This window comes from Pseudomonas sp. LSJ-87 (genome assembly GCF_032971465.1).
Taxonomy (GTDB): Bacteria; Pseudomonadota; Gammaproteobacteria; order Pseudomonadales; family Pseudomonadaceae; genus Aquipseudomonas; species Aquipseudomonas putida_Z.
The window spans coordinates 409,679-423,181 of sequence record NZ_JAWJYQ010000003.1; the positions used below are offsets into that span (position 1 = coordinate 409,679).

At 64.8% G+C, this 13,503-nt stretch carries 12 protein-coding genes and 1 pseudogene; 7 read left to right on the plus strand and 6 right to left on the minus strand.

The window, feature by feature from the left end; genetic code table 11:
• The first annotated feature begins 10 nt into the window (after positions 1-10).
• Together RYH74_RS04910 and RYH74_RS04915 are read left to right on the plus strand one after the other, a co-directional pair.
• Complete coding sequence (locus tag RYH74_RS04910) at positions 11-841, plus strand: oxaloacetate decarboxylase (protein WP_025337948.1); 831 nt, start codon at positions 11-13, stop codon at positions 839-841.
• A complete protein-coding gene (locus RYH74_RS04915; protein ID WP_317409035.1) occupies positions 841-1,530 on the plus strand; it encodes an extensin family protein in 690 nt (229 codons plus the stop codon). Before RYH74_RS04910 ends, RYH74_RS04915 begins: the two co-directional genes overlap by 1 nt.
• Before the next feature lie 12 nt (positions 1,531-1,542).
• Here RYH74_RS04915 and RYH74_RS04920 read toward each other — a convergent pair whose 3' ends face one another.
• Entirely contained in the window at positions 1,543-2,163 is a 621-nt protein-coding gene (locus RYH74_RS04920) for an energy transducer TonB (protein ID WP_137163124.1), read from the minus strand.
• 103 nt (positions 2,164-2,266) lie between these two features.
• Between RYH74_RS04920 and RYH74_RS04925 the strand changes: the two genes are divergently transcribed.
• Positions 2,267-3,043: a class I SAM-dependent methyltransferase gene (locus tag RYH74_RS04925; protein ID WP_025337951.1), complete on the plus strand. Its 777-nt coding sequence runs from the start codon at positions 2,267-2,269 to the stop codon at positions 3,041-3,043.
• Positions 3,044-3,172: 129 nt separating this feature from the next.
• On the opposite strand, the gene RYH74_RS04930 is transcribed toward RYH74_RS04925, so the two are convergent.
• On the minus strand, positions 3,173-3,814 hold the full coding sequence (locus RYH74_RS04930; RefSeq protein WP_075043969.1) for a TetR/AcrR family transcriptional regulator: 642 nt from the start codon (positions 3,812-3,814) through the stop codon (positions 3,173-3,175).
• 152 nt (positions 3,815-3,966) lie between these two features.
• Between RYH74_RS04930 and RYH74_RS04935 the strand changes: the two are divergent.
• The 3 genes and pseudogenes from RYH74_RS04935 to RYH74_RS04945 form a co-directional block, all read left to right on the plus strand.
• Positions 3,967-4,112, plus strand: a pseudogene (locus tag RYH74_RS04935) (DNA-binding response regulator); the annotation flags it as partial.
• A 342-nt stretch (positions 4,113-4,454) separates the two neighbouring features.
• Entirely contained in the window at positions 4,455-5,555 is a 1,101-nt protein-coding gene (locus RYH74_RS04940) for an efflux RND transporter periplasmic adaptor subunit (RefSeq protein WP_025337955.1), read from the plus strand.
• Between the two features lie 6 nt (positions 5,556-5,561).
• Positions 5,562-8,627, plus strand: coding sequence for an efflux RND transporter permease subunit (locus tag RYH74_RS04945; protein WP_317409036.1), 3,066 nt, complete (start codon positions 5,562-5,564; stop codon positions 8,625-8,627).
• A 250-nt stretch (positions 8,628-8,877) separates the two neighbouring features.
• On the opposite strand, the gene RYH74_RS04950 is transcribed toward RYH74_RS04945, so the two are convergent.
• From RYH74_RS04950 to plsB, 3 genes are all read right to left on the minus strand, one after another.
• The gene (locus RYH74_RS04950; RefSeq protein WP_025337957.1) at positions 8,878-9,567 is read right to left on the minus strand and encodes a DUF4197 domain-containing protein; all 690 of its coding nucleotides are present in this window, start codon (positions 9,565-9,567) and stop codon (positions 8,878-8,880) included.
• Positions 9,568-9,600: 33 nt separating this feature from the next.
• Positions 9,601-9,999 carry a YbaY family lipoprotein gene (locus tag RYH74_RS04955; protein WP_317409037.1) on the minus strand — a complete coding sequence of 133 codons (399 nt, stop codon included), beginning with the start codon at positions 9,997-9,999 and terminating at the stop codon, positions 9,601-9,603.
• A 76-nt stretch (positions 10,000-10,075) separates the two neighbouring features.
• Positions 10,076-12,562, minus strand: coding sequence for a glycerol-3-phosphate 1-O-acyltransferase PlsB (plsB, locus tag RYH74_RS04960; RefSeq protein ID WP_238067344.1), 2,487 nt, complete (start codon positions 12,560-12,562; stop codon positions 10,076-10,078).
• Between the two features lie 231 nt (positions 12,563-12,793).
• Between plsB and RYH74_RS04965 the strand changes: the two genes are divergently transcribed.
• Positions 12,794-13,003 carry a cold-shock protein gene (locus RYH74_RS04965; RefSeq protein ID WP_003252255.1) on the plus strand — a complete coding sequence of 70 codons (210 nt, stop codon included), beginning with the start codon at positions 12,794-12,796 and terminating at the stop codon, positions 13,001-13,003.
• A gap of 122 nt (positions 13,004-13,125) precedes the next feature.
• On the opposite strand, the gene RYH74_RS04970 is transcribed toward RYH74_RS04965, so the two are convergent.
• Positions 13,126-13,500, minus strand: a complete 375-nt coding sequence (locus RYH74_RS04970; protein WP_286101163.1) for a hypothetical protein — start codon at positions 13,498-13,500, stop codon at positions 13,126-13,128.
• Positions 13,501-13,503 lie beyond the last annotated feature (3 nt).

A 13,503-nucleotide genomic window follows, 5' to 3' on the forward strand; every position in this document is an offset into this window, starting at 1 on the left:
AGGTTGAACCATGGATGTGCAAACCCTGCGAGCCGAAGCCTTCAAGGCCCTGCACGAGCGTGACAGCGCCTTCGTCATCCCCAACCCGTGGGATGCCGGCTCGGCCAAGTTGCTGGCCAGCCTGGGCTTCGAGGCGCTGGCCACCACCAGTGCAGGCCTGGCTTTCAGCCTGGGCCGTCCGGATGCCGAAGGCGCCTTGAGCCTGGACGATACCCTCGATAATGCTGGCGAGATTGTCGACGCTACCCCCTTGCCGGTAGCCGCTGACTTGGAGAACGGCTTTGGCGACCTGCCCGAAGATTGCGCCCAGACCATTCTGCGGGCCGCCGAAGTCGGCTTGGTGGGTGGCTCTATCGAGGATGCCAGTGGTCACAGCGATACGCCGATCTATGATTTCGGGCTGGCAGTAGAGCGTGTGCGCGCAGCCGTGCAGGCGGCACGCAGCCTGCCGTTCCCGTTCACCCTGTGCGCCCGGGCAGAGAACCTGCTGCACGGGCGCATGGACCTGGACGACACCATCCTGCGCCTGCAGGCCTATGCCGAGGCCGGTGCTGATGTGCTCTATGCGCCCGGGCTGCGTACTGTCGAGGAAATCCGCGCGGTGGTGCAGGCCGTCGCGCCGCGGCCGGTGAATGTGCTGATGGGCATGGCGGGCGTGCCGCTGAGCGTCAACCAGTTGCAGGACCTGGGTGTACGCCGCATCAGCGTCGGCTCGTCGCTTGCCCGTGCCGCGTTGGGGGCCTTCCACCGGGCTGCGCTAGAGATTCGCGATGAGGGCACCTTCGGCTACGGTGAGCAGGCGCTGCCGTTCGCCCAACTCAACGACCTGTTCCGCCGCTGATGAGGGCCGTGCTGGCGTTGCTGGCCGGCCTGTCGTTGCTTGCGGGGCTGGCCTGGCACCTGGGTTGGCGGCTGCCCGCCGCGTGGAACCCGTGGGCGCCGCTGGACGTGCGTCAGCCCCCCAACCTGCTGACCCCCTACAAGCTGTCCCGCCTTCGTGATGACCCGATGCTGTGTCGCCTGGCACTTCAAACCAGCCAGTTGCGCTACCGGGCACAAGCCGACAGTTCGGCTGCTGCCGACTGCCCATTGCGAAACGTATGGCGTATCGACGGTGGTCAGGCGCGGCTCGGCGGCAGCTTCCTGGCCAGCTGTCCGTTGGCAGTGGCGTATGCACTGTTCGAAAACCATGGCCTGCAGCCTGTAGCGCAACGGGTGTTGGGGCAGCCGGTGGTTCAGGTCGACCACCTGGGCAGTTTTGCCTGCCGCAATGTCTACCACCGCAAGCAGGGCCGGCTGAGCCAGCACGCCACGGCCGATGCCCTGGACATCAGTGGCTTTCGCCTGCAGGACGGCCAGCGCATCGTCCTCGCGCGGGACTGGCAGGCGGGCGGGCAAAAAGCGGAATTCCTTCGCCAGGTGCAGCAGGCGGCCTGTGACAACTTCAGCACGGTACTGGGGCCGGACTACAACGCTGCACACCACAACCACTTTCATGTGGACATGGGCCGCTGGCAGATCTGTCGTTGAGCGTGGGCGCGTTCAGGCGTGGGCGCGCACGTTGTTCAGCACCACCGGGCGTGCCCAGTGGATGTCGAACTCCAGGTCGTTCTGTTGCTTGGCCAGGGTGGCGTCATCGAACGGTTCGGGCGCCGGGTCCAGCAGGTTGGTCTCGAACTCGGCGATCGGCAGGAACAGCGAGCGCGGGGTAGGGCCGGGGCCGGGTTCGGCAATCGGGTGACCTTGGCTCATCACCACCGGGCGTAGCCAGCTGTTGCTGATGTCGAGCTGGCGCTGCTGCTCGATCAACTCGACTGCGCTGAACGGCTCGGGGGCGGGCGGCAGCAGATTGGCTTCGAGTTCTGCCTTGGGCAGGAACAGTGGCTCGGGCGGTGCCACCTCGGTGTCGTGTACCGGGCAGGCACGTTGGGCGTCGATCAGGGCCAGCGCACGGGCGCCGCCGATCGGCTCGCCGCTGCTCTGGTCGTATTGCACGAACGACTGGCTGACGCTGTCTACCGGCTCTTCCTGCTGCTCGGCCATGGCCCGGGCAAAGAAATCCTGCCACAGGTGGCTGACGCCCCCGAGTGCCTGGGTGTTGTGCTGACTGTAGTTGCCGACAGGCGACAGGTAGGTCAAGCCGATGGGAAGAGTATCTGACATGGCAGTCGCGCGCGTTGTGCTCTGGCAGAATAGCGTGATATTGCCTGTATCGGCCGAAGTAGCCGATACATTAACGGCTGGGTTCAATTTCTAGGTGTGAATGATGGAAGAGCAGGGCACAGGTATCCGGGTCGAGGCGCTGTCGGCTGAATTCGAGGCGCAAGCTGCTGCGTGGGCACAGCGCCTTGAGTTGCCGCTGCAGGACGATGCTGCCGGGTTTGCCGTGCAGGTGGGCGTTGATGGCTTGCAGATCCAGCAATTGGGCCCGCAGGCCCCGGGGCCGGTGCGGGTCGACTTTGTCGAAGGCCAGGCCGCGCACCGGCGCATGTTCGGTGGTGGCAACGGGCAGATGATCGCCAAGGCGGTGGGCATTGCCCAAGGCGTGCGTCCGCAGGTGCTGGATGCCACTGCCGGGCTGGGCAAGGACGCGTTCGTGCTGGCCAGCCTGGGCTGCCAGATGACCCTGATCGAACGCCAGCCGCTGATTGCCGCATTGCTGGAGGATGGCCTGGCGCGGGCGCGGTCGGATGAAGAGGTGGGGCCGATCGTGGGGCGCATGCGCCTGCTGACCGGCAACGCCATCGAGCGCATGCGCGCCTGGGAAGGCGAGGCGCCACAGGTGATCTACCTCGACCCGATGTTCCCGCACCGGGACAAGAGTGCGCTGGTGAAGAAGGAAATGCGTGTGTTCCGCCCATTGGTCGGTGATGACCTGGATGCCCCGGCCCTGCTCGAAGCTGCCCTGGCGCTGGCCAGCCACCGGGTGGTGGTGAAGCGGCCGCGCAAGGCGCCGATCATCGACGGGCCGAAGCCGAGCCACAGCCTGGAGGGCAAGTCGAGCCGGTATGACATTTACCCGAAGAAGGCGCTGAAGGCCTGATTTGGCTATGCCTGTTCGGGCCTCTTCGCGGGTAAACCCGCTCCCACAGGTGCTGTACAAACTTCAAGATCACATTGACCCTGTGGGAGCGGGTTTACCCGCGAAGAGGCCCGCACAGACAGCCTGATCTCAGGGCTGGAATGCCCGCAGGAACACCCCGACCACTTCGCGCACATGCGCCTCGGCCTCATCCCCCTCCAGCGGCCCCGCGCACCCCAGCAGCAACCGGTAATCCGGTGCGCCCTTGACCAGGCAGAAGAAGTGCTCCGCCGCACGCAGCGGGTTGTCGATGCGCAACAGCCCGCGCTCGTGCGCCCCGCGCAGCAATGCTTCCATCCCCGCCAGCACGCGCTTGGGCCCGGCTTCGTAGAAGTACTCGCCAAAGCTCGGGTCCAGGCTGCCCTGGGCCATGATCAGGCGGCTGAGCTTGACCGCTTCATCGCTGCTGATCAGCGCCTGGAAGCCACGGGCAATGGTCAGCAGCACCTCTTCCACCGGCGCCCCCTCGGGGTACTCGAACAGCAGGTCGGGCAACTGGATCTGGCAGGTTGCCATGACCGCCGAGGAGAACAGCGTCTGCTTGTCGGTGAAGTGGCTGTATACGGTGAGCTTTGAAACACCTGCCGCCGCAGCGACCGCATCCATGCTGGTGTTGGCGTAGCCAAGGCTGAGGAACAAGGCCTTGGCTGCTTCGAGAATCGCCTCGCGTTTGGCCAGATCCTTGGGCCGGCCCGGGCCGATGGGTGCGTCGTTGGACATTGTGGTCTGCATCTGGTTGAAGAAACACCATCTTAACGGGTCAGGCGCCATCCGGCTAAAGCCTGCGGGCAAAACCTGCTGTTTGTCAGCGAAAAGCTGATCGACAGTGAGGTAGGAGATCGAGTGCAGCAAAAGCCCGACGCATGGCAAAAAATTGACGGGTTCCAGATGCGCTGGACCCGCTCGGGGTAGTTGCCGAACTCGCGCGCACCGGCGGAATGAAAGTGCTGGTGCTCAAGGAGTTGTACGAGACCGTCCCCGTTGCCCAGGCCATCGAGGCAGCGCGCTTGGCATCGTACTGGCCGAGGATTCGCCGTCGAGGCGAGTGCTTTGGCGGAGAAGAACACGATCTCCGTCGGTCTTACCGGCACTATCGTTGCCGAAGGCCGAGGTGAAGTTGGCGGCGAAGCTTTGCGTGGCGTCGGTCGTCAGGTCCGTTTCATCGACGGTCAGGACCGGTTCCGTGCCGGTGGTGCCGATGAACACCTTGTTCAGCAGATTGACGGCATCGTCAGGATTGCCCGTGTTCGGGTGCTTCAGCGGCTGGTATTCCACCGTCCAGATCTTTGCCGCCTCTTCCCGGCATCCGTTGCCTGACTTAATATACTCTCCAGTACAAATATTGAATGTGCCCTCCGCGAAAGGATTCATCATGTTGCGCCATGCCTTGTCCATCGCTCTGTCCGCCACTGCCGTGCTGTTGCTGGCGGCGTGCGGCCAGGAAGCCGCCCCACCTGCTGCGCCGCGCCCGGCGCTGGTGGTGCAGCCGCAGCCGGCCGAAGCCGCTGCCGACAGTTACCCCGGCGAAGTGCGGGCGCGCTTCGAGCCGGAACTGGCTTTCCGCATTGGCGGCAAGGTCAGCAAACGCCTGGTCGAGGAAGGGCAGCGGGTCAAGGCCGACCAGCCGCTGGCCGAGCTGGACCCGCAGGATGTGCGCCTGCAACTGGAAGCCAACCGTGCCCAGCTGGCGGCCGCCGAGGCCAACCTGTCGCTGGTGCGCGCCGAGCGCGATCGTTACCAGAAGCTGCTGGACCGGCAGATGGTCAGCCATTCCCAGTTCGATAACGCCGAAAACCTCTACCGCGCCGGCCTGGCCCGGCTGAAACAGGCCAAGGCCGAGTTCGACGTGGCTGGCAACCAGGCTGAATATGCTGTGCTGCGCGCACCCCAGGCCGGGGTGATCGCCAAGCGCCAGGTGGAAGTGGGCCAGGTGGTCGCCGCAGGGCAGACAGTGTTCACTCTGGCCGCCGATGGCGAGCGGGAAGTGGCCATCGGCCTGCCGGAGCAACAGTTCGCCCGCTTCGCCGTGGGCCAGCCGGTTAGCGTGGAGCTGTGGTCGCACCCGCAAGAGCGCTTCCAGGGGCGTATCCGCGAGTTGTCACCGGCCGCCGACCCGCGTTCGCGCACCTTTGCTGCCCGCATCGCCTTTACCACGGCCGCCACGCCGGCGGAGCTGGGCCAGAGCGCCCGGGTGTTCATCGCCCACGAAGGGCTGATCCCGCTGGCGGTGCCGCTGTCGGCAGTCACTGCGGAAAACGGCCAGGCCTACGTCTGGCGGGTCAACAAGGACAGCCGCCTGGAGCGGGCAGTGGTGCGCCTGGGGCCCTACGGCGCCGACAGCGTGCCCGTGCTCGAAGGCCTCGCCCCCGGCGACTGGGTTGTCGCCGCGGGTGGCCATGTATTGCGCGAGGGCCAGGAGATACGCCCCGTGGACCGTACCAACCGCGTAGTGAACCTGACGGCCAAGGAGTAAGTCCCGATGGGTTTCAACCTTTCTGCCTGGGCGCTGCGCAACCGCCAGATCGTCCTGTTCCTGATGATCCTGCTGGCGGCCATTGGCGCCATGTCCTACACCAAGCTCGGCCAGAGCGAGGACCCGCCGTTCACCTTCAAGGCCATGGTCATCCGTACCCTGTGGCCCGGTGCCACTGCCGAGGAAGTGTCGCGCCAGGTCACCGAGCGCATCGAGAAGAAGCTGATGGAAACCGGCGAGTACGAGCGGATCGTATCGTTCTCCCGCCCGGGCGAATCGCAGGTCACCTTCATGGCCCGCGACTCGCTGCATTCCAAGGACATCCCCGAGCTGTGGTACCAGATCCGCAAGAAGGTCGCGGACATCCGCCACACCTTGCCACCGGAAATCCAGGGCCCGTTCTTCAATGACGAGTTCGGCACCACCTTCGGCAATATCTATGCACTGACCGGGGAGGGCTTCGACTACGCGGTGCTCAAGGACTATGCCGACCGTATCCAGATCCAGTTGCAGCGGGTCAAGGACGTGGGCAAGGTCGAGCTGATCGGCCTGCAGGACGAGAAAATCTGGATCGAGCTGTCCAACCTCAAGCTGGCCACCCTCGGCGTGCCGCTGGAGGCCGTGCAGCAGGCCCTGCAGGAGCAGAATGCGGTCAGCACCGCCGGCTTCTTCGAAACGCCCAGCGAGCGCCTGCAACTGCGGGTGAGCGGGCGCTTCGACAGCGTCGAGCAGATTCGCCAGTTCCCCATCCGCGTGGGTGACCGCACCTTCCGTATCGGCGATGTGGCCGAGGTGCACCGCGGTTTCAACGACCCGCCCGCACCGCGCATGCGTTTCATGGGCGAGGATGCCATTGGCCTGGCGGTGTCGATGAAGGACGGCGGCGACATCCTGGTGCTGGGCAAGGCATTGGAAAGCGAGTTCGAGCGCCTGGCGCGCAGCCTGCCGGCCGGCATGGAGCTGCGCAAGGTCTCGGACCAGCCGGCGGCGGTCAAGGCTGGCGTGGGCGAGTTTGTCCAGGTGCTGGTCGAGGCGCTGGTCATCGTGCTGCTGGTGAGCTTCTTCTCGCTGGGCCTGCGCACAGGGCTGGTGGTGGCGCTGGCCATCCCGCTGGTGCTTGCCATGACCTTCGCCGCCATGCACTACTTCGGCATCGGCCTGCACAAGATCTCCCTTGGCGCGCTGGTGCTGGCCCTGGGCTTGTTGGTCGATGACGCGATCATTGCCGTGGAGATGATGGCGATCAAGATGGAGCAGGGCTACGACCGCCTCAAGGCGGCCAGCTACGCCTGGAGCAGCACCGCCTTCCCGATGCTCACCGGCACCCTGATCACGGCGGCGGGCTTCCTGCCCATTGCCACGGCAGCCTCCAGTACGGGCGAATACACCCGTTCGATCTTCCAGGTGGTGACCATCGCCTTGCTGACCTCCTGGGTGGCCGCCGTGGTATTCGTGCCTTACCTGGGCGAGCGCCTGCTGCCGGACCTGGCCAGGCTGCATGCCGCGCGCCATGGCAAGGACGGCCACGCGCCAGACCCTTACGCCACACCGTTCTACCAGCGTGTACGGCGTGTGGTGGAGTGGTGCGTGCGGCGGCGCAAGACGGTGATCCTGCTGACTATTGCCGCCTTTGTCGGCAGTATCCTGCTGTTCCGCTTCGTGCCCCAGCAGTTCTTCCCGGCCTCCGGGCGCCCGGAACTGATGGTCGACCTGAAACTGGCCGAGGGTGCCTCGCTGGTCAACACCGCCGAGCGGGTCAAGCAACTGGAGGCGTTGCTCAAGCAGCAGGAGGGAATCGACAACTACGTGGCCTATGTGGGCACCGGTTCGCCGCGTTTCTACCTGCCGCTGGACCAGCAGCTGCCGGCGGCCAGCTTCGCCCAGTTCGTGGTACTGGCCAAGTCGATGGAAGACCGCGAGCGCCTGCGCAGCTGGCTGATCAGCACCGTGGACCAGCAGTTCCCCGACCTGCGTGCCCGGGTCACCCGCCTGGAAAACGGCCCGCCCGTGGGTTACCCGGTGCAGTTCCGGGTAACTGGCGAGCACATCGAGAAGGCCCGTGCGCTGGCCCGCGAGGTGGCCGACAAGGTGCGCCAGAACCCGCATGTGGTGAACGTTCACCTGGACTGGGAGGAGCCGAGCAAGGCGGTGTTCCTCGAGATCGACCAGGACCGCGCCCGCGCCCTGGGCGTGAGCACCGCGCACCTGTCGAGCTTCCTGCAAAGCTCGCTGACCGGCACCACGGTCAGCCAGTACCGCGAGGACAACGAGCTGATCGAGATCCTGCTGCGCGGCACCCGCCAGGAACGCAGCGAGCTGGGCAACCTCGGCAGCCTGGCACTGCCGACCGACAATGGCCAGAGCGTGGCGTTGTCGCAGGTTGCGACCCTGGAGTACGGCTTCGAGGAAGGCATCATCTGGCACCGTAACCGCTTGCCGACGGTGACCGTGCGCGCCGATATCTACGACAAGGAGCAGCCGGCGACGCTGGTGAAGCAGATCGAGCCGACCCTGCATGACATCCGCGCCAAGCTGCCGGATGGCTATTTGCTGGAAGTGGGCGGCACGGTCGAGGACTCCGAGCGCGGGCAGAAGTCGGTGAATGCCGGCATGCCGCTGTTCGTGGTGGTGGTGCTGAGCTTGTTGATGATCCAGCTGCGCAGCTTCTCGCGCACGGTGATGGTGTTCCTCACCGCGCCGCTGGGGCTGATTGGCGTGACCTTGTTCCTGCTGGTTTTCCGCCAGCCGTTCGGCTTTGTCGCCATGCTCGGCACCATTGCCCTGGCGGGGATGATCATGCGCAACTCGGTGATCCTGGTGGACCAGATCGAGCAGGACATCGCGGCGGGGCTGGAGCGCTGGCAGGCGATCATCGAAGCCACGGTGCGGCGCTTCCGCCCGATCGTGCTGACTGCACTGGCTGCGGTGCTGGCGATGATTCCGTTGTCGCGCAGTGTGTTCTACGGGCCGATGGCGGTGGCGATCATGGGTGGGTTGATCGTGGCCACGGTGCTGACCCTGCTGTTCTTGCCGGCGTTGTATGCGGCTTGGTTCAGGGTGAAGAAGGGCTGAAGGCCGCAGGGGAGGGCTTTGCCCTCGAACCGCGGCAAGCCAGCTCCCACAGAACTGCACATAACTCATTAGCAGGGACACTGTGGGAGCGGCTTTAGCCGCGAACACCGGCGCAGCCGGTGCCATACACCGCGTTGGATTCTTCGCGGCTAAAGCCGCTCCCACCTCGACCGCATTGTCCTCAAGCCATGCGCTATCTCTGTGGGAGCTGGCTTGCCGGCGATGGGCTGCAAAGCAGCCCCCAGGGCCCTCAGAGGGCGCCGAAGACCTTCTTGGCCAGGCTGGTAGCCGCCTCAGCCGGGTTCTGGCGAATGCTCTGCTCCTGCTTGGCAATCATTTCGAACAGGCCATCCAGTGCCTTTTCAGTCACGTAGTTCTCGATGCTGGCGCTCTTGGCATCGACCACACCCAACGCCACGGCCTGCCCGGCAAAGTTGTTGTACTGCTGAGCCAGGCCAACCTTGTCGGTAGCCTGCTTGACGATCGGCAGGAACTTGGCGCGGATCTGCTCGCGGCTGCTCTTGTTCAGGTACTGGGTAGCCGAGTCGTCACCGCCGCTGAGGATGCCCTTGGCATCGGTCACGCTCATGTTCTTCACGGCATCTACCAGAATCGCCTGGGCCTGCGGCACGGCAGCCTCGGCGGCCTTGTTCATGCTGGTTTCCAGGGCTTCGACCTGTTCACCCTTGCCGAACATCTTCATCGCCTTGGCGGCCTTGCCCAGGTTGCCTGGCAGTTCGATGCGCACGTCCGGGTTGTTGCTGAAGCCGCCCGGGGTGCTCAGCTGCTTGACGGCCAGTTGCGCGCCTTGGGTCAGGGCATCCTTCAGGCCGCCGGTGGCGTCTTTCTGGGTCAGGTCGCCCAGCGACAGGGCCAGGGCACTGGCCGACAGCAGCAGGCCGGCGCACAGGGTGGTGAAACGCAGGGAAGTGCGGATCATGAAGCTTTCCTTGTAGACAGATGAATACGGGTATCAGCGAACCGGATCGACCTTGATCCGCACGGGCTGTGGGTCACTGCCGTCGAGCATGACGCCGTGGTGTTCGGTGTTGATGAACAGCAGCTTGCCGTCCAGCTCGATGCGCGCGCTTACCGCATAGCGGTGGCCGGGCTTGACCTGGGCCGGGTCGTAGGTGAGGTGAAACGGCAGTGGTACGTTGCCTTTGACCGGGCCGGCCTGGCGGGCCAGGGTCACCGCCGGGGCGTCCATCAGCGAGACGTCCTGCAGTTCCACGCTGAGGGTGGCGGCAGGTGGCAGGGCGCTGCGCTGCAGGTAGAAGACTTCGCCATCCAGGTTGGCCTGGTTGGACGGGGTGTGGCTGGAACAGGCTGCGAGCAAGGATGCGCAACACAGCATAAAGAGCTTTTTCATGGTATCTCCGAAGTCCTTGGCGTTGGCTTTTGGCCAACCCCAGGGACTTTAGCGGATTTTCCCGGCTGATAAAGCCTCAGATGGTGGAAGTTTCCAGCCCGTCTTCACGGTGCAATGCCACCTGGCGGATCGACAGGCGCAGCTCCGCCGACAGCACGCGCTTGGCCACGCCTTCGGCCAGCTCGCCGAGCTTGTCGTGATAACCCAGCTTGCCCTGGGCATCTGCATGCAGCACGCCTTGCTCGAGCAGGGTCTGGATGAAGTGGCGGAACAGGGTCTTGTCGAAGAACTCCGGGGCGTTCAGGCCGTGCAGGATCGACAGGCGCTGGGCCATCATCACGCACAGGTCTTCCAGTTCTTCGGCGCTGAGGCTGTTCTGGCCGCTGTTCAGCAGCAGCGAGGTGGCCATGTAGAAGCGCTGCAGGGTCTGGGTGATGGTGCGGGCGAGCAGGGTCAGCAACACGAACTGCCGCGAGCTGGGTGCCGGGCGAATGTAGGTGTCGTTGTCCTGGCGCAGCAGCCCTTGCTCGACCAGTGCGGTCAGCCACTGGTCGATCACCGCATCCAGTTGCTCCGGCGTCCAGCGCAGGAACAGTTCGGCCTGCAGGTAGGGGTACAGCGCGTGCACATACTGGCCCAGCAGTTCGCGGCTCATGCGCGAACTGCTGAGGAAGAAGCTGGCCAGCAGCGCCGGCAGGGCGAAGATGTGCAGCACGTTGTTGCGGTAATAGGTCATCAGTACCGCGTTGCCTTCATCCAGGTACAGGATGCGGCCCAGGGCGTCCTTCTGCTCGGCCACCAGGTTCATGCCGCGCACGTGCTCGATCAGCGCCTGGCCGTCGCCGTCGGGCAGGGTGGTGTGCGGCGAGTAGGGCACCTGGCGCAGCAACGCCAGGTACAGGTCGAGCACGCGGGTCAGGGCGCGCTCGTCCAGGGCCAGGCGGCTGGTGGACAGCAGCGCCAGGGCCACCAGGTTGACCGGGTTGATCGCGGCCGCCTCGTTGAGGTGGCGGGCCACGGTTTCGCCCAGGCGGGTGGTGGTGGCGTTGAGCCAGGCCGGGCGGTACTGCGGGCCGTGGTCCTGTTCACGCCAGCCGGGCTGTTGCTGGTCGAGGAAGCCGGCCAGGCGGATCGGCTCGCCGAAGTTCACGTATACCTGGCCAAAGCGCTGCTTGAGCGCGCCGAACACCTTGAAGATATCGAAGATCGACTCTTTCTTCTTGCTGGCACCGCGCAGCTCGCCCAGGTAGGTGCGGCCTTCGAGCACGCGCTCGTAGCCGATGTACACCGGCACGAACACGATCGGCGTGCGCGACGAGCGCAGGAAGCTGCGCAGGGTAATGGCCAGCATCCCGGTGCGTGGCTGCAGCATGCGCCCGGTGCGCGAGCGGCCGCCTTCGACGAAGTACTCGACCGGGAAGCCCTTGGTGTACAGGGTATGCAGGTACTCGTTGAACACCGCGGTGTACAGCGGGTTGCCCTTGAACGTGCGGCGCATGAAGAAGGCACCGCCACGGCGCAGCAGGTTACCCACCAGCGGCATGTTGAGGTTGATGCCCGCGGCCACGTGCGGCGGTGTCAGGCCGTTGCGGAACAGCAGGTACGACAGCAGCAGGTAGTCGATATGGCTGCGGTGGCACGGCACATAGATCACTTCGTGGCCGGGGGCGATGCCTTGCACCTGCTCGATGTGGTTGACCTTGATGCCGTCGTAGATCTTGTTCCAGAACCAGCTCAGCACCACTTCGAGGAAGCGGATGGCGGTGTAGGTGTAGTCCGAGGCGATTTCGTTGCCATAGCGCAGAGCCTGGGCTTCGGCCTTGGCCAGCGGCAGGTTTTCGCGCTGCGCCTCATCGACGATGGCCTGGCGCACCTGGGGCGCGTGGATCAGGCCCTTGACCAGGTTGCGCCGGTGCGAGATGTCCGGGCCGATGACGGCGGTCTTGAGGTTGCGAAAGTGCACGCGCATCAGGCGCTGGGCCATGCGCACGGTGCGCTCGTGGCCTTTGTTGTGCTGTACCAGTTCGCGCAGGTGGATGGGTGCGGAGAACTGCACCCGGGTCTTGCGCCCGAGGATCAGCACGGTCAGCAGCCGGCGCAGGCGCCCGGTAACCGCCCAACTGTCGGCGAACAGCAACTTCCACGGGCTGGATTCACTCGCCGGGGTCTGGCCCCAGAACACACTGACCGGAATGATCTGCGCATCCTCTTCGGCGTGCTGGCTGACGGCGGCGACCAGGCGCTCCAGGGTAGGCGGGGCGCCGCGCTTGTCATGGCGGCCGAGCCAGTCCGGGTCCGGGGTCAGGTAGAAGAACGCCGCCGGCTCCTGCAGCGGGCCAACCGCCACCGGCAGCACCGGGCGCGGCAGGCCTGCCTTGGTGCATTCATGGTCGAGCACGGCCAGGTCGGTGAGCGCGGGCGAGGGCAGGGCATAGAACACCGGGCGGCTGCGGTCGAGCTTGAGGGTGAGGGAGGACTGGTTGATGGTCTCGGAGCGCACCCACAGGTACAACAGGCGACGCAGGGCGCCGAAGATCAGGCGGCGCAGGGGGGAACGGGTCATGGGGTGTGTGCCCTGGGTGTGATTTTCAGGTGGGTATCCAGCCAATTAGTCTGCCGTATCCGCGCAAGTTCAGCAAAAATCGCCGAACGGCGCGACGGTCATCAAATTTTTTTGTTCTGTGTCATATACTCGGCCTGCCACTTGCAAGATATTTGCGCAAGCGGCGTCGACACAGGGAGGGACTCTGTGTCTGCAAGGCGATCTTCACAATAAAAATCCGGAGTAGTTCAGATGTCGTCTCGTGAGACTGGGAATGTAAAGTGGTTCAACGATGCCAAGGGTTATGGCTTCATTCAGCGCGAAGGTGGTGCGGATGTATTCGTCCACTATCGGGCGATCCGCGGTGAGGGGCATCGTACCCTGGTCGAAGGACAGCGGGTGGAATATGCCTGCGTGCAGGGCCAGAAAGGCCTGCAAGCCGAGGATGTGGTAGGCCTCTGAGCCTCATGCTGTAAGGCTTGTTGTGGGAGCTGGCTTGCCGGCGATCACCGGCGAAGCCGGTGCCAGGCACCGTGTTGCCTGCATCGCCGGCAAGCCGGGCTCCCACAAAGAATGCAGTGCATTCAGGTACGCCAGGTGATTTCCTCTTCACCGTCGGCGCTGATGCGGACCCAGCGGTCGGCATCTTCTTCCCCATCTTCCTCCACCCAGCCACCCGGCGCGCAGCGCACTTCCACGCCCAGTGCGGCGAATGCGGCGCGGGCGCAGGCAACGTCATCGGCCCACGGCGTCTGGTTGCTTTCCAGGTACAGGCTGTTCCATTTCCCTACAGCCTTGGGTAACCAGGTGACCGGAATGTTACCGGCCTGGCATTTGAAGGTATGGCCTTTCTGCTTCCATTCGCTGCATGGGCCGATTGCCTGGGCGAGCCACTCGGCAATCTGCTTGTGGTCGACGTCGGCGTCCTTCAGGTAGATCTCGATATCAGGTTGGCGCATAAG